The following is a 17,747-nucleotide window of genomic DNA, read 5'->3' as shown; positions in this document are numbered from 1 at the left end:
TATCTACGCTGGCCAATATTCGTTGAAGACCTTGAGGTATTCGTCGGCGTGAGCCCAGTAGTCCTCGAGCTGCTTGGTATCGAGCAAGCTGTTGCCCGGCGGGACCACCGAGGCGACCGACAGCGGCAGATCCGGCGAGTTGAGAACCGGCGAGCGGCCGGACTCAGCCATGATCCGCTGACCGTCCATCGACTGGAGGAAGTTGATGAGCAGCACCGCAAGGTTCGGCGACTTCGCCGCGCGGGTGACGCCCAGCCAGTACGGATAGACGGTGAGGTTGTCGTAGAAGCCAGCCTTGACCGGCACATCCGGCGGCTGCGCCGCGACGTCGGAGTAGGCGTTCACGGCGATGGCACGCTCGCCGACCTTGGCGGCCTCGTAGGCCGAGCCCGCGTCAGCGGTGAGCAGCGGGTTGTTGGCCTGCAGACCGGCCAGCCACTTGCGCCACTTGTCTTCGCCGAACAGAGCGCGACGGCCGGCGAGGAAGGTCGCCGAGGCGCCGAGGTTCTGCGGCCGGTCGAACGCGATCTTGCCGTTGAACTTCGGATCGGCGAGATCGAAGAGATCCTTCGGCGTGCTGTCGATCAGGTTGGTGTTGTAGCAAAGGACCTGAATGACCTGGTACTGGCCGTGGAAGATCGGATCCTGGAAATACGCAGGCAGAGCCGCCTGGTTCGGGATGTTGACCGGAGCGAAGGCATCGGCGTTGAGGTAGCCGATGCGGCCGCCGCCGCCGAGCTGGACAACGTCAGCGGTCGGAGCGCCGCCGGCGATTTCGGCGAGCGCCTTGGCCTGCGTCTGGCCGGGCGAACCGGTGAACGACGACACCGTCGCCCAGGGGTAGCGCTTCTGGAACTCGTTGATCGACGGGGTCAGCCAGCCACCGCCGGTGCTGTACATCACGACCTGAGTTTCAGCCTTCGCGGCTGCCTCGATGTCGGCGAGAGTGGCGTCCGCCGCGAAGGCGGCCGTCGAGCTCTTGCCGAGCAGGCCGGTACCGAGCAACCCGGTGGCGGCAAGCGCGCCTCCTGTGCCCTGCAAGAATTTGCGTCGCGAGATGTTATGCATTCTGTATTCCTCCCATTGGACCGGCTAGCTCGCGGAACCCGACATCGGGATCAGCGAAACTGCCATCGTCTCTAGTTTGAAGTTCACCACCTGGCCGATCTGGACCGGCAGGTAACTGTTCGCCCTGAGCCTCACCCGGCCGAACTCCGCAGCCACCACCACCTCGGTGTAGTGCCCGAGATAGGAGATCGACACGACCTTGCCGGAGGCCTGGGCCTCCGATGCGTCGCTGATGCGAATCTCTTCCGACTTGACCGACAGCCAGACCTTGTCGCCCGGGCGGGTGTCCGGACCGGCAAGCGACGTCGGCACCTTCAGCACCGTCGAGGTATCGCCGACGCTGATCACGAACATGCCATCCTCGACCGACTTGACGGCGCCCTTGAAGAGGTTGCCGCCGCGCATCAGCGAGGCCGTCTGCACGTTCTGCGGCCGCTCGTAGAGCTCGCGCGGCGAGCCCATCTCGACGAGCTTGCCGGCCTCCATGACGACAATCTGAGTCGACAGCGACAGAGCATCGTTCTTGTCGTGCGTGACGCAGACGATCGCCAGCTTCAGCTCGTTCTGCAGTTCCTGCAGGTCGGCGCGGAGACGCAAACGGAGCTCCGCATCGAGGTTGCTGAACGGCTCGTCGAGCAGAAGGATGCGCGGCCGAGCCGCCAGGGCGCGCGCCAGCGCGACGCGCTGCTGCTGACCGCCCGAGAGTTCCGACGGATAGCGCTTGTCGAGACCGGCAAGGCCGACAAGCTTGAGGGCCGCGGCGACGCGGTCCGGAATGCCGTCCTTTACCTTGCGCGCCTTCAGCGGGTAGGCGACGTGCTCGAACACCGAAAGGTGCGGCCACAGCGCGTACGACTGGAAGACGAAGCCGATCTCGCGCCGCTCGGGCGGCAACGACATCGACGGCTTGGCCGAACTGACCAGGTGGTCGTTCAGCCAGATCTCGCCCTCGTCGGCACGCTCGAGGCCGGCGATCATGCGCAGCGTCGTCGACTTGCCGCAGCCGCTCGGTCCCAGAATGCTGACGATCGAGTTGGCCGCGACCTGGAACGACACACCGTCGACGGCGACTACGCCCTCGAAGCGCTTGCCGAGGTTGCGTATGTCGATCGCAATGGACGCATCCGCGGGTTCGCTAGCGGCCATGCTCAACCCGGCCCCTGCGGGTCTTGGTTGCAGCATTGCATCCATATCTCACCTTCCCTGCTCTTCAAGTCTTGGTTTCATCATCTAAGCTTTGCTGCGAGCGCGTTCGGTTTCGTACGCGCTGGTGTATGCCGCACGCATGATCGGCATGATCTCGTCGAGATTATCGATCACGTTACCGTGGGTCGGCGCAATCAACTTCGACGGGTAGCGCTCGATCATCTTGCGGACGGTATTCAGAAACACGTTGGCGTCCATGAAGCCGGTCCAGGCGAGCGCGCTGCGGGTGAGGAACGCGGCCTGATAGACCTCGGGCAGCTTGGGCAGCTCGGTGGTCAGCAGTCGGCATTCACCCGGCTTGTGCAGCGGATTCTCGTCGTCCGGGGCGGCGCGATGCAGATACCCGAAGGCGTCGGAGACGAACATCACCTGCTCGCGCCCCTCGTAGCCCCAGGTCGTGCTGACCAGATCCTTGATCGGAGCCTCGAGCACCGTGAACTCCATGCCGCCGCCCAGCGGAAGCGGCTTGTGCTGCGGCCAGAAATCGAAGCGGTCGGCGTACTGCGGATAGAAGAGGCGGTAGTCGCGGTCATCGCCGATGGCGCGCAGCTTCGGATACTTGTCGAACAGCTTCGGCATGTTGCCGGAGTGCGGCAGCTCGGGATGCGACGGCACGACATAGTCAAGCTGGCGGCCGGCGAGGATCTCGTCCATGCCCTGGCGGATCAGCGGGTAGTGGATCGGAGCGCCGGTGTCGACGAGGAGCGTCTTCTCGTCGCCCATGAGCAGGAACGTCGAGGCGGAGCTGTGCAGGATCTCGCCGCTCGGCTCCAGGCGCTCGCCGCAACCGCCCAGCCAATGAATGCCGGGAGCGATTTCGCGCTTGATCGGATAATTGTCGGTAACGCTGAGTTTCAGGCTCATGCCGAAACCCTCCTCTTGCTTTCCTGGCTGACGGTCGGCGTCAGCAACTGACGGATGAACTGTATGTGGCGCTGAACGAGCACCGGACCAGAGACGACGGAGCCGTGGGTCGGAGCGATCCGCGAAATCTTGTACTGGGCCACCAGCGCCTCGAAGCGCTCGAGCAGCACCGCCGGATTGATGTGGTCGAGCCACCAGTAGCGGGCACGCACCGCGTCGGCGACCGATTCAGCGGTCGACTTGTCGTCGGCCTCGGTGGCAACCGGATGGTAGGCCTCCTCCGGCCAGATGTGCTGACCGAACATGTCGGAGGTGAACATCGTCTCGGTCGCGGCGTCGTAGCCCCAATAGGCCGTGAGCATCTTGAAGGGCGCGGTGATGACCTCAAGCGTGCGCCCGTTCTTGCCGATTTCGAGGACGTTCCCCGCCTTGACGCGCGAGACACGGTCCTCGACCGCGCCGCGATCCTCACCAATGGAGCTGATCTGGTCGAAGCCGTCGAACGGGTTGAAGACGCCGCCGGTGTAGAGATGCGAGATGCCGAACTTCATGGCGATCGGCCCGACGTTGCCGACGCAATCCATTTCGTAGCGCGTCAGGTAAATCGACAGATCGTAGCCCTGCGGAAGGACCTGGCCGAGCTGATCGAGGACCTGGGCCTCGTGATAGGGCAGACCAGTGTCGATGAGCAGCGCGTACCTGTCCTCGAGGAGCAGATAGGAATTCATCGGCTGGAAGCCGCGCGCGGCCGCCGGCACCCACGACACCTTGCCGTCGAGCGGGACCATGCCTCCAATAGCGTAGAGGCGCCTGGGGATCAGCTCCACCGGCTTGTCGAACGGCCGCCTCATCATCGTACCTCCACTATTCTCGTCAGGTTGCAGGACAGACTGCGGTCGACGCGGCCTTAGCTAGATTTCGCAGGACAAGAGCGGTCATGCCCGAGATCCGGCGCCAAGCTCGGGATGGCGCTCATAAACGGCGGGGTTCGTCACCTTCGGCGGCCGACGTCCCTGAAGCACATCGAGCAGATTGGTGGTCGCCGCGTCGAGCATCGCGACCTTGGCGTCGCTGCTCACGCCGGCGACGTGCGGCGTGCCGATGAAACCGCGCTTGAGGGTGAACAGCGGACTGTCCGTTGCCGGCGGCTCGCTTTCATAGACGTCGAGGGCGCCACCGGCGATGACGCCGTCGCGTATGGCGCGATACAGGGCGTCTTCGTTGACCACGCCGCCGCGCGAGGTGTTCACCAGAACGGCGGTGCGCTTCATGAGGCGGAACTGCGCCTCGTCGATCATGTGGTGCGTATTGGGATTGAGCGCGACGTGCAACGACACGACGTCCGCCTGCTTGAGCAGCTCTTCGCGGGTGACGAAGGTCGCGTTGTAGGCGGCTTCGGCCTCCGGAATGCGGCGGATGTCGGTGTAGATGATCTTCATGCCGAGGCCCCTCGCCTGTCCGGCAAGGGCCTGGCCGATAGCGCCGAAGCCGATGATGCCCAGCGTGCGGCCGAGCGTCGTGCCGGGGCTGGCGTTGCCCCGGTCGGCCCAGTTGCCGCTCCGCAGGACGTCGGCCGCGCCGGGGATGTCGCGCACGACGGCGAGGATGAGAGCCAGCGTAAACTCGGCGACCGCGCCGGCATTCACGCCGAAGGCATTGGTGACGACGATGCCGTGCTCGGTGCAGTAGTCGAGATCGATGCTTTCGAAGCCGGCGCCGTGGCGCGAGATGGCGCGGAGCTTGTTGGTGGTGCCGAGCGCCTTGGCCGTGAAGCGGTGGCTGCCGGCGATGACGCCCACGGTATTCGGGAGGATGCCGATGACTTCGGCTTCGTTCAAGTTACGCGGCGTGGGATGGACATAGGCTTCGAATCCGGCACGGCGCACACGCTCCATCGAAAGAGCGGCCTGCTCGGGAACACTATCCAGCCAATTGACGGCGTAGACGACGCGGCCTTCCGGCATCTTGCACTTCCTCCCTGATGGACCGGCTCTGTGCCGGCCCCCTCCCCCGCCGCGGGCTCTTCTGGCCCGTCGGCGTCTGCCAACTTCCACGCCGCCGGCCTCTCCCGGCCCGCGGCGTCCCCTTCAGCGCCTCGACTAGTCGAGCTGGAAGAAGCGCTTCTGGAACTCGAGGTGCGTCGCCTTGCCCTCGACGAAGAACAGCGTGTCGACCGCCGCCAGGTCCGCCCACGTCAGAATGACGAACTCGAGGTACTGCGGCTTGACGTGAATATGCGGCGGCGTGAACGGATGCAGCGTCACCATGTGCGCCACCTTGGCGGGCAGCCCGTATTCGAGGCAACGGACACCGGCGAGCTGGGCATGCAGCAGGGCCTTGCCGAGTTCGGTCTTGGAGCCGTTCGGCCCCTCGCGCTCGACCATCTTGGATGCGTCGTGGCAGAGGGCGGCGGCGATGAGAGCGTCGCGATCGCAGTCGATCTTCCAGAAATCGCGCGTCGTGTTGGCGAGGTGGATCGAATTGACCGTGACCTGACGGGTGTGACCGGCGAGGTCGTACTTCGGCATGCCCGGCAGGGCGATACAATCGCCAACGCGCTTATAGCTGCTTTCGCGAACGAAGCTCACCCATAGCGCTATGACCTTGTCGCGCATATCTGCGGACGAAATCAGATCGATTTCAGGAAGCTCACCGCGGATCGAATCAACTTCCGCCGACGTCGGCGTAATGACCTGTGACACTTGGAATTCCCCTCCCACGCAAGCGACGCCAGTCGCCGTTTTTTCTTGGGTACAGCCGGATACCGGTGTATACGTTCGTCACTGTATACAAAAGTTCTAATCGGTCAACGCCAAAAGAAAAAAACGCGTGTGACGGCGCTTTTTCCGCTGATTCACAACGGTTTATGGCATAGCCGAGATGGCTAGGGAGGCGCTGTTCGTGGATGTATACCACGTGACAGCGAAGTGACATGAACATGCTCGAAAGATCCCCCGAACAGCGCCCGGCCGACACGCCGCAGGCGTCAAGCCTCAAGCTTTTTCTGGCGCTGTTTCCCTCGATAATGCTGCCGATGTTCCTGGCGATCGTCGATCAGACGATCGTCTCCGCGGCGCTGCCGGCCATAGCCGGCGAACTCGGCCAGCCCGACCGCGTCTCGTGGATCGTCGTCTCCTATCTCGTCACGGCGACCGTGCTTGCGCCGGTTTACGGCCGCGTCGGCGACGTCATCGGCAGGAAGCCGTTGATGATCCTGGCGCTCGCGATTTTCATCGGCGCCTCGATCGTGTGCGCGCTTTCGACCAGCATGATCATGCTCACCGCCGGGCGCGTCCTGCAGGGACTTGGCGGCGGTGGACTGATGACGCTGTCGCACGCGCTGATCGGCGATACCGTGCCGCCGCGCGACCGCGCGCGCTATCAGGGCTTCCTCGCGGCGATCGCCGTTTCGTCGAGCACCTTCGGCCCCGTCGCCGGCGGCTTCCTGACGGAGCATTTCGGCTGGCGCTCGATCTTCATCGTCAACCTTCCGATCGGGCTTCTCGCCTTGGCGCTGACGCTGCGCCTGCCCAAGCGCGCGCGCACCGACCAGCCGTTCCGATTCGATGCACTGGGGCTGTTCCTTTTCGCCGCCTTCATCATCTCGACTCTGACGATGCTGAGCACGCTGCAGCGATTCTCATCGGACACGGTGCTGCCGGTCGTCGGCCTCCTCGTTCTCAGCCTCGCCACGGTGGCGGCGCTCGTCTTTCACGAACGGCGTGTCCGCGATCCGCTCTTGCCGCTCGCCCTGCTGCGCCAGCCCTCCATCTGGCGGACCGACGTGCTGGTCATCTGCCACTGGGCGAACCTGGTTTCGCTCCTGACGTTCCTGCCGATTTTCTATCGCGTCGTGCATGGCGGGACGCCCTCGCAGATCGGCCTCCTGCTTTTGCCGATGACGGCGGGCGTCGGTGTCGGCTCGGTGGTGACCGGCTGGCTGGTCGGCCGCACGGGACGAACAACGCTGGTCCCCGGGGTCGGACTGGTCGTCGTGTTCGTCCTCGTCCTGACCCTCGGACTGCTGGCGCCCTACCTTGCGGCGTCGCAGGTCGCATTGTTGCTCGGCTGCGCGGCCGTCTTCATGGGCACGGTGATGAGCGTGGCGCAGGTCATCGTGCAGACCTCGGCCGGACCAAGCATGATCGGGGCGGCAAGCGCGTCGGTGCAGATCGCGCGCACGCTCGGCGCGGCGCTCGGCACCGGACTCGTCGGCGCGGTGTTCTTCGGAACGCTCGCGGCGACGAGCGGCGACGCCGCCCACTATTTCGGGCTGATGCTGCAACAGGGACCGGGGGTGCTCGACACCCTGTCGGCGGCGCAGCATGCGCTGATCGAAGGACAGATCGCGGGCGCGTTCCGCAACGCCTTCCTCACCAACGCCGCCTTTGTCGCGATCGGCGTAGTGCTCGTCTGGTCGATCCCGCTCCGCCGGATCTAGGCGGCGCGGATCGCCTTGGTGCGGGCCGAGGCGGCGCTCGTCATGTAGGCGATGTCGGAGCCGGTGGTGATGAAGCGCACGCCCTTCGCGACCCACTCGCGTTGACGCTCGGCATCGCGCTCGCCACCGACACCGGCGACCTTGTTGTGCTTGGCACAGGCGGCGATCAGCTTGTCGATGGCGGCAACGATCTCCGGATCGCCGTACTGCCCCGATTTGCCCATGTCGTTCAGCATGTCGTTGCAGCCGATGTGGACGACGTCGACGCCCTCGACGGCGGCGATCGCATCGACGTTGGCGAGGCCGGCGCGGGTCTCGATCATGCAGACGACGAGCATGCTCGCCTCGAGCGCGGCGACGGCGGTCGGCGTATCGACCGCCTTGTAGCCGAGCGAGGGATAGCCCGAGGAGACCGAGCGCTTGCCCAACGGCGCGAAGCGGCACAGCTCCATCGCGTGGCGAGCCTGATCGGCGGTGTCGATGTCGGGAAAGATGATGCCTAGCGCGCCGCCGTCGAGATGGCGCGACGCGGAGGCATCGTCGCGGGTCGCGACGCGCACCAGAGGTGCCACGCCGACGCCGATGGCGACATGGGCGATCCGGGCGGCATCGTCGAACCCCATGGTGCCGTGCTGCAGATCGAGGAAGAGGAAATCGTGGCCGCTGTTGGCGGCGATCATCGCCACCTCGCCGCTGCGCTGCGAACGCACGACGAGACCGAGGGCAGGTTCACCGGCGCGGATACGGTCCATCGCGGCATTGCGTGGCGGAAAGGGAAGCACGGGCACCTCACTGGGAGAGATCATCGGGGCAAAGTCGGCGGCGGCGTCTTACGTCGCCGACGAACGCTGATGCAAGGCCGGCTGACCATGCACCGCCGACATAACAGGATGTGCCAAACCAGACTAGCTGACGGAAGGCAACTGCACGGCGCGTGCGCCGGTCGATCGGACTCGCGCAGCTTTCTCTAGGAACGACGGCGTTCGTTTCGCAGGATGCGCCGGGCGCGCTCGATGATGGGAGCGTCGATCATGGCGCCCGCGACCTTCGCCAGGCTCGATTGCTCGGCGGCAGCGACAACCTCGCGCGCCCACGCGAGCGTGGCGGCATCGGGACGAAAAGCGGCTTCGATCACCGATACCTGCGCCGGATGGATCGCCATCTTGCCGCTGAAGCCCGCAAATGCGGCCCGGTCGGCTTCTTCCTTCAGAACCGACAGGTCGCGGAACTCGGCGGACGGACTGTCCCACGGTCCCGCTTTTTCCGCGGCGCGGGATCGCCACACGAGTTCTCCGCGAGCGACGATCAGGGAGTCCCACACGGGACGACATCCTATATCGAGGGCGAAGTCGAAGGCGCCGAAAGCGACCCGGGCAACGCTGCCGCGCTCCAGGATCTGCGGCAAGGCAAGCAAGCCGCGGGCGCTTTCGATGAGCGGGATGACGGCCATGCCGCCGAACAACGCATCGACCTGGTCGATTTCTTCGCCGCTTTCGCATTTCGCCAGCATCAATGCCGCGACGCGTGCCCGGCGGAGAGCCTGAAGATCCGCGCCGCGAAAGCCGCTCGCCGGCGCATTGATCCTGACGACGACCGGGACGTCGCTGATCGCATGGGCGGAGACGGCTTGCCGTGCGGCGTCCTTGTTACCAACGGCCACCGCGTCCTCGAGGTCGAGGATGACGGCGTCGGCGCCGCTTGCGGCCGCCTTGGCAAAACGCTGCGGCTGGTCGCCGGGCACGAACAGCGGCACCCGCGCCTCGGCCAGCGCCGACCGATCGATGCTTGCGTCATTCATCGTGTCGATCCCACGTGGCCCGCGCTTCCATCGTCATGTTCCCCGCGGCGTCGCACACGCAACAGTCGATCCCGGCCGCGGATCGAGCCGCCCGCAGTTCCGCCGGGTCGCCCGCGATGAGCGGTGAGGTGGCACGATAGCGAAATGTCCGCAGCCGTTGACCTGCCAGCTTCGCCGCCAGATGCGCCAGCAGCGTCGCCTGCAGCGGCCCGTGCACGACCAGACCCGGATAGCTCTCGACTTCCCGCGCATAGGGGAAGTCGTAGTGGATCCGGTGGCTGTTGAAGGTCATGGCGGAGTAGCGGAACAGCCGCACGGTGGACGTGCCCACCTGTTCGACGCGCGCCGCCGATTCCTTGGCTACGGTCGGAACGCTCGGCGATGCGGTCGATGCGCCCGCCTCCCGATAGACGATGGTCTGCGTTTCCTGAATCATCGGGCCGACGGCGTTGGCGGTGCCATGGGATACGTCGATCAGCCAGAGGTTTCCCGAACGCCCGGCCTTGCGGACGATGCTGCGGATCGTCGACGTGCGCGTGACTTCGTCGCCTACCCGCAAGTCGCCGTGGAACGTGACCTCGCCGCCGGCCCACATGCGCCGCGGCAGCGTGATCGGCGGCAGGAAGCCGCCGCGCTGCGGATGTCCGTCCGCCGTCAATCCGGCTTCTTCGACCGCTTCCGGAGTGAGGCACCAGTGGGCCAGCAGCGGCAGAACGCCGGCGTCGTGGTCGGCCAGGTGCGGTGCGAAGGTCGCGTGAAACTCGCGGACCAGTCGTTCCGAGACGCGCCCGGACACCTGCTCGGTTCGACCTATCCACGGCGCGAAATCGTCTGCGGAAGTCGATGCCGTGTCGTTCACTTTCGCTTCCTCCAGACGTCGCCAGGGACGACTACGGACACGCTGCTAGTTGCGCTGGGATAGCAGGCCGCGAGCGATCACGTGGGCCTGTATTTCGCCGGCACCCTCGAAAATATTGAGGATGCGAGCGTCGCAGAGAACGCGACTGATCTCAAATTCGAGTGCGTATCCGTTGCCGCCGTGAATTTGCAGGCTCGCATCGGCGTTGCTCCAAGCGACCCGCGCGGCAAGCAGCTTCGCCATGCCTGCCTCGACGTCGCAGCGCCGCCCGCTGTCCTTGACGCGGGCGGCCGCGTAGGTGAGCTCCCGCGCCATCACGGTTTCAGCAAGGCTCAACGCGAGCTTGTCGGAGACGCGCGGAAACTCGACGATGGATTTCCGGAACTGCTTGCGGTTGCGCGCGTACTCGAGGCCGAGATCAAAGGCCCGCCAGGCAACGCCCACGGCACGCGCTGCCGTTTGAATGCGGGCGCTTTCAAACGTCTGCATCAACTGTTTGAAGCCATCGCCCTCGACGCCGCCAAGCAGGCCATCAGCGGGCACCTCGAAGCCGTCGAAACTCAGCACGTATTCGCGCATGCCGCGATAGCCGAGGACCTCGATCTCGCTACCCGCCATTCCCTTCGCCGGGAAAGGATCGGCCTCGGTGCCGCGCGGCTTCGGCGCAAGAAACATCGAGAGACCGCCGTGGCCCTTCACGGAGGGATTGGTGCGGGCAAGTATCGCCATCAAGTCGCTGCGACTGGCGTGCGTGATCCAGGTCTTGCTGCCATTAATGCGCCAGGTGCCGTCCGGTTCGCGCGTCGCCCGGGTGCTGAGACTGCCGAGGTCGGAACCGACGTCAGGCTCGGTGAAGACGGCGGTCGGCAAGACCGATCCGCTGGCAATGGCGGGGAGCCATGTCGCCTTCTGGCTGTCCGTGCCGGCGAGGCCGATCAGCTCGGCAGCGATCTCGGACCGTGTGCTCAGGGAACCGGCGGCAATCCAGCCGCGGCTCAATTCTTCCGTCACGACGCACATCGTGATCTTGCCGAGCCCGAGGCCGCCGAACTGCGGATCGATGGTGAGGCCGAAGACGCCAAGCCCGGCCATCTCGTTGACGACCTCGTCGGGGATCAGCGCGTTTTTCAGGTGCCATTGATGGGCATCTGGAATGATCCGCTCGGTGGTGAACCGGCGAAACTGATCGCGGATCAGATCGAGCGTGTCGTCGTCGACGCGTTCGTCGATGCCGCCCCCCTCGCCCAGATATGCGATGAGCGCCGCGCGATTGCGCGCCGAGTTGCCGCTCGCCAGCAGCGCCGCGACGGCGGGGTTGCCGGCGAGCTGGCGGGCAGCATCCTCCGTGCCGATCTCGAGCGGGCGCACGATCTCGTTCTGGCTCATCGCGATGCCGCCGACGAGTTGCGCGAGATATTCGCCAAAGCCGATCTGCAGCACCAGCGCTTCGCCCGCGCCAAGCCGGCCTTGCTCGCGGAGCCGGGCCCCCCACGCCGCAGTCTGCTTCAGGGCTTCGACGGTCGTGGCAATCCAGGCAAAGCCATGGGCAAGGCGCTGCTCGCGCTCCATGAGCGCGGAGTCCAACTGGCCATCCGCCATCAAGCGAGCCGCAACGTGCGCGCGCACGGCGTTCAAGTAGCGCTCAGCCGCTTCTACCGCTTCTGCAAGCTGTTCCGGCAGGCCCTCGCCCGATGCATTGCCGGTCATGGTTTTTCTCCCGGGCCGGCGACAATTTTCCGGTCGTGAAGCGTGCCGATCTCCCGGGCGGAGAGGCCAAGATGCGTCGCCAGGATCTCGTCGGTGTGCTCGCCCAGCCGCGGCGCCGCTGCCGGCGCCTGACGCGGCATACCCGTGAACGAGGCCATGGCGCCGGGCGTCAGATAGCGATGACCGCTGGGGTGGTCGATCGTCGCGAAAACCGGATTTTGCTCCGAGAAATCGGGGTCGTCGGCGAGGGCTTCGCGCACCGTGCGATACGGTCCCCAGCAGGCGCCGTGCTTCTGGAAATCGGCGATCAGGTCCGCATAGTCGCGACCGGCGACGGCCTTCTCAACGATCGCATTGATGCGATCGCGATGCTCGAAGCGGTGCCCCTCGTCACGCGCGAAGGAGACGCCCGCCGCCGCCTCGGCGGCAGCTATTTCCGCCGCGATGTTCAGCGCCTCGACCAGCCCGGACCACTGCCGCGCGGTGATCGCCACGAGCATGATGCGCGCCCGATCGCGCGTCAGGAAATCGCGACCGAATGCGCCGAAGAGATCGTTGCCGAACCGCGGGCGGTCGCGAGCCGACAGGCTCACTTCAGCGACCTGGCCAATGTTGCCGAGGCTTGCCATGGCGACGTCGCTCAGCGCGATGCGAACCTCCTCGCCGCCGCCGCCGAACTGGCGGTGGCGTTCGGCCGCCAGCAGCGCGAATGCGGCGTAGGCCCCCGTGGTCAAATCCCACGCCGGCAAGACGTGATTGACCGGCCCCTCGGCGTTCGCCGGGCCCGTCATATACGGAACACCCACGGCCGCGTTCACGGTGTAGTCGACGGCGGCCTCGCCATCGGGGCGGCCCATGACCCGCAGGACGATCATATCCGCGCGACGCTTGGCGAGCCGGTCGTAGGCAAGGAAGCCGGTTGCCGGGAAGTTGGTCAAAAAGATGCCGCGCCCCGGGCCGGGCGCGGTCGCGAGCGCCACCGCGAGCTCGCGGCCCTCGGGGCGATCCAGCGCTATGGCGACGGATTTCTTGCCCTTGTTCAGGCCTTCCCAATAGAGGCTGTGTCCGGCCTCGTCTTTCGGCCAGCGGCCGAAATCGGGGCCGCCTCCGATCATGTCGAACCGGATGACCTCGGCGCCGAGCTGCGCGAAATAGAGGCCGCACGACGGCGCCGCGATGAACGACGCGCCTTCCACAATCGTCAGGTTGCGAAGAAGCTGATACATGCGCACCTGAAGATACGACGGCGGCCAAATCTCCGCACGCCGCGTATCGCGATATTCACGTGGTGAATATATCTTTCAAAATTCGATGTATCCAACTAGCATGGCACTGTCAATTTCGATCCCGTCCCGCGGGCTCGTCGACAAGAAACCCTGCACGGCGAAAGAAAGCGTCCAGCGCGGTAGCGAAGAATGACATCACAACTGCGCCAGCGAGATTTCCTGGGAGCCGGCGATCCGGGTTTTCTGGACGATCTCTATCGACGGTTCATCGACGATCCGCATGCGGTTCCGCGCGACGTCGCAAAAGAATTCGCGGCGTTGCTGGAGGAATTCGCGCGCGCCGGCACGGACAAGGCGACGTTCTGGAGGACGCACGGGCATCGCTTCGCTCTGCTGAGGTCCTTTGCCGGCCCGCCGGAGCCACCGCCGGCCGGACAGGACCATCCGCTGGCGGCCGCCTATTCCGGCTCGATCGGATGGGAGTTCATGCATGTCGAGGATGCGCAGCGCCGCACATGGATCGCGCTGCAGGCGGAAAGCCTGCGCGGAGGTCCGAGCGGGGCGGAGCAGGCATTCATTCTCGATCTCCTGACGCGGGCGGAGAAATTCGAGCGCGGGCTGCAACTGCGCTTTCCCGGCGAAAAACGCTTCGGGCTGGAAGGCGCGGAAGGCTATCTCGTCCTCTGCGAGACAATCGTTCGCACGTCGGCATCGCTGGGCGTCGGAAACGTCGTCATCGGCGGCATGCATCGCGGACGGCTGAACATCCTCGCTCACCTGATGATGAAGCCCGTGAGGGAGATCATCGCCGAGCTGACCGGTCAAACGCTGCAGGCGTTCGACGGCTTGCCGTTTGCCGCGGACGTTCCCTACCACAACGGATATTCCACCGATCGGCTTATCGACGGGCGAAGAGTCCATCTTTCCATCCTTCCCCATCCGTCACACCTATCCATCGTTGCCCCCGTCGCCTTGGGAAAGACGCGGGGCCTGCAGGACCGGCTGGCGAAGGAAGCCGACGCCGTGCTGCCGCTCGTCATGCACACCGACGCAGCGTTTGCCGGACAGGGCGTCATCTCGGAAATGCTCCAGCTATCGGCGCTGCCGCCGTTCACCGTGGGCGGCGCCATACACCTCGTGCTCAACAACAACATCGGTTTCACGACCGATCCGGACGAAGGGCGCTCAACGCATTACTGCACGGATATCGCCAAGGCGTACGGCATCCCGGTAATCCACGTAAACGGCGACGACCCCGATGCCGTATTCAGGGCGGCAAACGTCGCGGCCGAATACAGGGCCAGGTTTCGCAGCGATATCGTCGTCGATTTCCAGACGTATCGAAGGCGCGGGCACAACGAACTCGACGAGCCCCGCTTCACGCAGCCGCTCCTCTATGCGGCGGTCGACCAGCGGGCGTCGGTCGCAACCTTGTACGCAGAACACGTTGCAAAAGACGGTCGCGTCGAGGGACTTTCCGACCGGTCAGGCGACTATGCCGAGCACATCGCTGAGGAGGCCAAGGCGGCGGCTGCGGGGGTAAGCAACACGGTCACCGCCTTCGCCGACCATTGGAGCGGCTTCCATCGCGGCAGCGAGAAGGAGCTGACGTCTTTCACGCCGACGGGCGTTTCTCTCGCCGCGCTTCGGGAAGCCGGCCGATCGCTCACGACATTGCCCGATGGTTTCGCGATTGACCCGAAAGTCGTGCGCTTCCTCGAGGATCGCCGCCAAAGCATCGAGCAGGGCCGCGGCATCACGTGGGCGACTGCGGAAGCACTGGCCTTTGCCACGCTCGCCGATGAAGGTTTCTCGGTCCGGCTTGGCGGGCAGGACACGGTGCGTGGTGCTTTCGCCCACCGCCATTTCGTCGTGCACGACCAGAACAACGGCAGGCGACATCCCGTCTTGCCTCCATCGCAAGACGGCCGGGGCGAGGTCGGCGTCTTCAACACGCCGCTGGCGGAATATTCCGTCGTTGCCTTCGAGTACGGCTATTCGCTGGCCTCGCCGAATACGCTGGTGTGCTGGGAAGCGCAGTTCGGCGACTTCCTGAATATCGCCCAGGCGGTGATGGATCAGTTCATCGCCTGCGGCGAGGAGCGATGGCTGCGCTCATCCGGCCTCGTGCTGCTGCTGCCGCACGGGCTCGACGGGGGCGGTCCGGATCATTCGACGGCCCGGCCGGAGCGGCTGCTGAACGCCTGCGCCAACGGCAACATGGAGGTCATCAACGCCTCCACGCCGGCGCAGTACTTCCACCTTCTGCGCCGGCAAATGCTGCGTCGGTTTCGCAAGCCTCTGGCACTGCTCGCACCGAAAATGCTGCTGCGATCGAGAAGCTGCGTATCGACGCTCGAGGAACTCGGCCCCGGCACCGGCTTTCGCAGCGTGCTCGCCGAAAATGTCACCGGCGCGCGCCGCGTGATCCTCTGCTCGGGGAAGATATATTTCGAACTATGGGAAGAGCGCGGGCGCCGAGAATTGCAAAACGAGATCGCCCTCGTGCGCGTCGAGCAACTCTATCCGCTCGCCGGTGACGACGTCCGGGCCGCAATTGCGCCGCATCCGGGAGCGGAGCTTTTGTGGTGCGAGGAAGAGCCCGCCAACATGGGCGCGTTTTTGGTTCTGAGAAGCGCGCTCGAAAGCGCGGTCGGCCGGCAAATCCGGCATGTCGGACGTCCGGCAGCGGGCTCGCCCGCCGTCGGCGACCACGCCCGGCACGAACAGGAACGCCACAGGCTCCTTGCCGAAGCTTTGACTCTTTAGCCGACTAAACTTCGGCGCCGAGCTGCGACGCAATTTTGGAGGCGGTCTTGCGGAGCTCGGGAAGAATCGTGGTCAGCACCTCTTCCCGGTCGCCCACGGAATGCAGAACGAGGCTGCTGATACCGGCGACGAACTTTCCGTCGACGAGGATGGGAACGGCCACTGCCCAGATCTGCGACTGATACACCGTATCCAGGTAGCCTTCGTCGGCGAGAGCGTATCCGTTGCGCCGGACCTGACGCAGGGTCGCCTGAATAGAACTGTGGAGGTCGCGCCGGTTGTCCCAGCGATCCTTGGACTTTCGCAGCCGGGCGAGAAGCGCTTCGAGCTCCGGCGCGCCCAGTCCGGCGAGATAGACCCGGCCGACGCCGGTCGCCAGAAGCGGAATGCGCGCCCCGAGGCGGCTCGGAATGGAGAAGCCGTGCAGGCTACGGTTGGTGAACGTGATGGTCATGGCGTCGCGCTCGAACGTGGCGAGGTTCGAGGGCCATCCGATGCGCGTGCGCAGATCCTCGATGAGCGGCTCGGCGATCTGCACGAGGCGCGACTTCGCGTCGTAGCCGCTGCTCAGCGCCTTTGCCCGGGCCGCAACACCGAACATCGAAGTCTCGGGGATTTTGTAAACGTATCCGGCCGCGACCAGCGTCTCGAGAATCCGGATCACCGTCGGCTGCGGCAGCGAGACGTGCTTGACGATGCTGGCGACCGGCAACGGGCCGCGCTCGCTCACGATGCGCAGGACCTCGAAGCCACGAAGGATTGCCCGCACCGGCTCAAAGGACGGCATCAAGCCCCTTCGCCAATTTTCCGAGGCGGCTCACCGCTCCGACCTTTGCGGAAACTTGCATCGCGGCAACCAAAGAAATGCGGTTCGCAGGGGCGAGACTGGCAAAGCTGATTGGACCGACCAACGACCTGCGGATCGACAATCCGCCGCTCTACCAACTGAGCTAAAGCTGCACTGCTTTGGCGGGCGGAAACTAGGCGGATCGCGCGCAGCGTTCAAGCCCCGCCCGACTGCCCCTTCGGTGGCCCAAGCAAAAGAAAAGGCCCGGAACGCTGGCGCGCCGGGCCTTTAAGTTTCTCTCGGGAGGAAGCGGGTTAGGCGACCTTCATTTCCTTGAAGGTCTTCTGGACCTTGTCGGTCACCGGCTTGGTGGTGTCGGTGACGAGCTTCTCGGTCAGCGCCTGGAATTCGCGGAACTGCGTGGTGAAGGCATCGAACTGCTTGCGGGCAAAGGTGCTCTGCAGCTCGATCACATCGGTCATCGACTTCGCGCCGAACAACTCGCGGGCAAAGGAGAACGAGGCGTCGCTGTTCGACTTGGCGGCATCGACGGCCTTCATGCCGATGGCATAAGTGCCGGCGCGGGCGGTCTCGACCGTCTTCTCGACGAGGGCGGTGGCTTCATCGGCCGAAGTCTTGAGGGTGGCGTACGCGTCGCGGGCCTGGGTCACCGACTTCTCGGCGAACTCGCGGACGGCGGCGGGGACCTCGAAGGTCGGGGTCGGGAAGCCGAAAGCATCGAACGCGGTGCCATTCGTGAACGGGGCAGTCGCGGCCTTGGCGGCCTTCTTGGTGCTGGCGGTTGTGGTCATGACAATCCTCAAACGGAAGGCAGGCGGACCGCCTGCGCGATTTCTATGAGGAGGATATAGGCGAGCAAATGGTGCGTTGCAACATTTATTTTGCGTTGCACCATTTTGCGGGGATTTGAGCGGATTTGAGTGCGGCCAACTCCGCGTTCCCCGCGCAAGCGAGGCTCAAGTGCCGAGTGCCAACGACGTGCTGGATGAGACTCCGGGGTC

15 protein-coding genes and 1 tRNA gene are annotated in these 17,747 nt (G+C 65.1%); 2 read left to right on the top strand and 14 right to left on the bottom strand.

Going from position 1 to position 17,747, the window contains the following annotated elements:
- Positions 1 to 3 precede the first annotated feature (3 nt).
- From WDM94_05620 to WDM94_05595, 6 genes are all read right to left on the bottom strand, one after another.
- A complete protein-coding gene (locus WDM94_05620; protein MEJ0012104.1) occupies positions 4 to 1,041 on the bottom strand; it encodes an extracellular solute-binding protein in 1,038 nt (345 codons plus the stop codon).
- 51 nt (positions 1,042 to 1,092) lie between these two features.
- A complete protein-coding gene (locus WDM94_05615) occupies positions 1,093 to 2,214 on the bottom strand; it encodes an ABC transporter ATP-binding protein (protein ID MEJ0012103.1) in 1,122 nt (373 codons plus the stop codon).
- An 84-nt stretch (positions 2,215 to 2,298) separates the two neighbouring features.
- Positions 2,299 to 3,138, bottom strand: coding sequence for an MBL fold metallo-hydrolase (locus WDM94_05610; protein ID MEJ0012102.1), 840 nt, complete (start codon positions 3,136 to 3,138; stop codon positions 2,299 to 2,301).
- A complete protein-coding gene (locus WDM94_05605; protein ID MEJ0012101.1) occupies positions 3,135 to 3,989 on the bottom strand; it encodes a hypothetical protein in 855 nt (284 codons plus the stop codon). Before WDM94_05605 ends, WDM94_05610 begins: the two co-directional genes overlap by 4 nt.
- 84 nt (positions 3,990 to 4,073) lie before the next feature.
- On the bottom strand, positions 4,074 to 5,102 hold the full coding sequence (locus WDM94_05600) for a phosphoglycerate dehydrogenase (GenBank protein ID MEJ0012100.1): 1,029 nt from the start codon (positions 5,100 to 5,102) through the stop codon (positions 4,074 to 4,076).
- A gap of 135 nt (positions 5,103 to 5,237) precedes the next feature.
- Positions 5,238 to 5,840: an HD domain-containing protein gene (locus WDM94_05595; GenBank protein MEJ0012099.1), complete on the bottom strand. Its 603-nt coding sequence runs from the start codon at positions 5,838 to 5,840 to the stop codon at positions 5,238 to 5,240.
- 236 nt (positions 5,841 to 6,076) lie between these two features.
- Here WDM94_05595 and WDM94_05590 point away from each other — a divergent pair, with 236 nt between their 5' ends.
- Positions 6,077 to 7,579, top strand: a complete 1,503-nt coding sequence (locus WDM94_05590; GenBank protein MEJ0012098.1) for an MFS transporter — start codon at positions 6,077 to 6,079, stop codon at positions 7,577 to 7,579.
- Here WDM94_05590 and WDM94_05585 read toward each other — a convergent pair.
- The 5 genes from WDM94_05585 to WDM94_05565 form a co-directional block, all read right to left on the bottom strand.
- Positions 7,576 to 8,331: an aldolase/citrate lyase family protein gene (locus WDM94_05585; GenBank protein ID MEJ0012097.1), complete on the bottom strand. Its 756-nt coding sequence runs from the start codon at positions 8,329 to 8,331 to the stop codon at positions 7,576 to 7,578. The two genes, WDM94_05590 and WDM94_05585, sit on opposite strands and share 4 nt — an antisense overlap.
- Positions 8,332 to 8,546: 215 nt before the next feature.
- Positions 8,547 to 9,332, bottom strand: a complete 786-nt coding sequence (locus tag WDM94_05580) for a CoA ester lyase (GenBank protein ID MEJ0012096.1) — start codon at positions 9,330 to 9,332, stop codon at positions 8,547 to 8,549.
- A gap of 37 nt (positions 9,333 to 9,369) precedes the next feature.
- Positions 9,370 to 10,236 (bottom strand): MaoC family dehydratase N-terminal domain-containing protein, encoded by an 867-nt coding sequence (locus tag WDM94_05575; GenBank protein ID MEJ0012095.1) that lies wholly within the window; start codon positions 10,234 to 10,236, stop codon positions 9,370 to 9,372.
- Between the two features lie 45 nt (positions 10,237 to 10,281).
- Positions 10,282 to 11,943 (bottom strand): acyl-CoA dehydrogenase family protein, encoded by a 1,662-nt coding sequence (locus WDM94_05570; GenBank protein ID MEJ0012094.1) that lies wholly within the window; start codon positions 11,941 to 11,943, stop codon positions 10,282 to 10,284.
- Positions 11,940 to 13,169: a CoA transferase gene (locus WDM94_05565; GenBank protein ID MEJ0012093.1), complete on the bottom strand. Its 1,230-nt coding sequence runs from the start codon at positions 13,167 to 13,169 to the stop codon at positions 11,940 to 11,942. Before WDM94_05565 ends, WDM94_05570 begins: the two co-directional genes overlap by 4 nt.
- 189 nt (positions 13,170 to 13,358) lie before the next feature.
- Here WDM94_05565 and WDM94_05560 point away from each other — a divergent pair, with 189 nt between their 5' ends.
- Positions 13,359 to 15,938, top strand: a complete 2,580-nt coding sequence (locus tag WDM94_05560; protein ID MEJ0012092.1) for a 2-oxoglutarate dehydrogenase E1 component — start codon at positions 13,359 to 13,361, stop codon at positions 15,936 to 15,938.
- A 4-nt stretch (positions 15,939 to 15,942) separates the two neighbouring features.
- Here the strand turns inward: WDM94_05560 and WDM94_05555 are convergent, their stop codons facing one another.
- The 3 genes from WDM94_05555 to WDM94_05545 form a co-directional block, all read right to left on the bottom strand.
- Positions 15,943 to 16,725, bottom strand: a complete 783-nt coding sequence (locus WDM94_05555; GenBank protein MEJ0012091.1) for an IclR family transcriptional regulator C-terminal domain-containing protein — start codon at positions 16,723 to 16,725, stop codon at positions 15,943 to 15,945.
- Positions 16,726 to 16,824: 99 nt separating this feature from the next.
- Positions 16,825 to 16,906 (bottom strand) — tRNA-Asp (locus tag WDM94_05550).
- 133 nt (positions 16,907 to 17,039) lie between these two features.
- Positions 17,040 to 17,537: a phasin gene (locus WDM94_05545; protein MEJ0012090.1), complete on the bottom strand. Its 498-nt coding sequence runs from the start codon at positions 17,535 to 17,537 to the stop codon at positions 17,040 to 17,042.
- Positions 17,538 to 17,747: the final 210 nt, after the last annotated feature.

Origin of the sequence: Bauldia sp., from assembly GCA_037200845.1 — a bacterium.
Lineage (GTDB): Bacteria > Pseudomonadota > Alphaproteobacteria > Rhizobiales > Kaistiaceae > DASZQY01.
The sequence above is the reverse complement of the archived record's forward strand: the minus strand, read 5'-3'. Positions and strand labels throughout refer to the sequence as shown.

Bases quoted from the DNA above. Each gene is read 5' to 3' on its own strand.
- WDM94_05615 (MEJ0012103.1), bottom strand. From the start codon at position 2,214: ATGGCCGCTAGCGAACCCGCGGATGCGTCCATTGCGATCGACATACGC.
- WDM94_05565 (MEJ0012093.1), bottom strand. From the start codon at position 13,169: ATGTATCAGCTTCTTCGCAACCTGACGATTGTGGAAGGCGCGTCGTTC.
- WDM94_05590 (MEJ0012098.1), top strand. From the start codon at position 6,077: ATGCTCGAAAGATCCCCCGAACAGCGCCCGGCCGACACGCCGCAGGCG.
- WDM94_05600 (MEJ0012100.1), bottom strand. From the start codon at position 5,102: ATGCCGGAAGGCCGCGTCGTCTACGCCGTCAATTGGCTGGATAGTGTT.
- WDM94_05545 (MEJ0012090.1), bottom strand. From the start codon at position 17,537: ATGACCACAACCGCCAGCACCAAGAAGGCCGCCAAGGCCGCGACTGCC.
- WDM94_05585 (MEJ0012097.1), bottom strand. From the start codon at position 8,331: ATGGACCGTATCCGCGCCGGTGAACCTGCCCTCGGTCTCGTCGTGCGT.
- WDM94_05555 (MEJ0012091.1), bottom strand. From the start codon at position 16,725: ATGCCGTCCTTTGAGCCGGTGCGGGCAATCCTTCGTGGCTTCGAGGTC.
- WDM94_05610 (MEJ0012102.1), bottom strand. From the start codon at position 3,138: ATGAGCCTGAAACTCAGCGTTACCGACAATTATCCGATCAAGCGCGAA.
- WDM94_05560 (MEJ0012092.1), top strand. From the start codon at position 13,359: ATGACATCACAACTGCGCCAGCGAGATTTCCTGGGAGCCGGCGATCCG.
- WDM94_05570 (MEJ0012094.1), bottom strand. From the start codon at position 11,943: ATGACCGGCAATGCATCGGGCGAGGGCCTGCCGGAACAGCTTGCAGAA.
- WDM94_05605 (MEJ0012101.1), bottom strand. From the start codon at position 3,989: ATGAGGCGGCCGTTCGACAAGCCGGTGGAGCTGATCCCCAGGCGCCTC.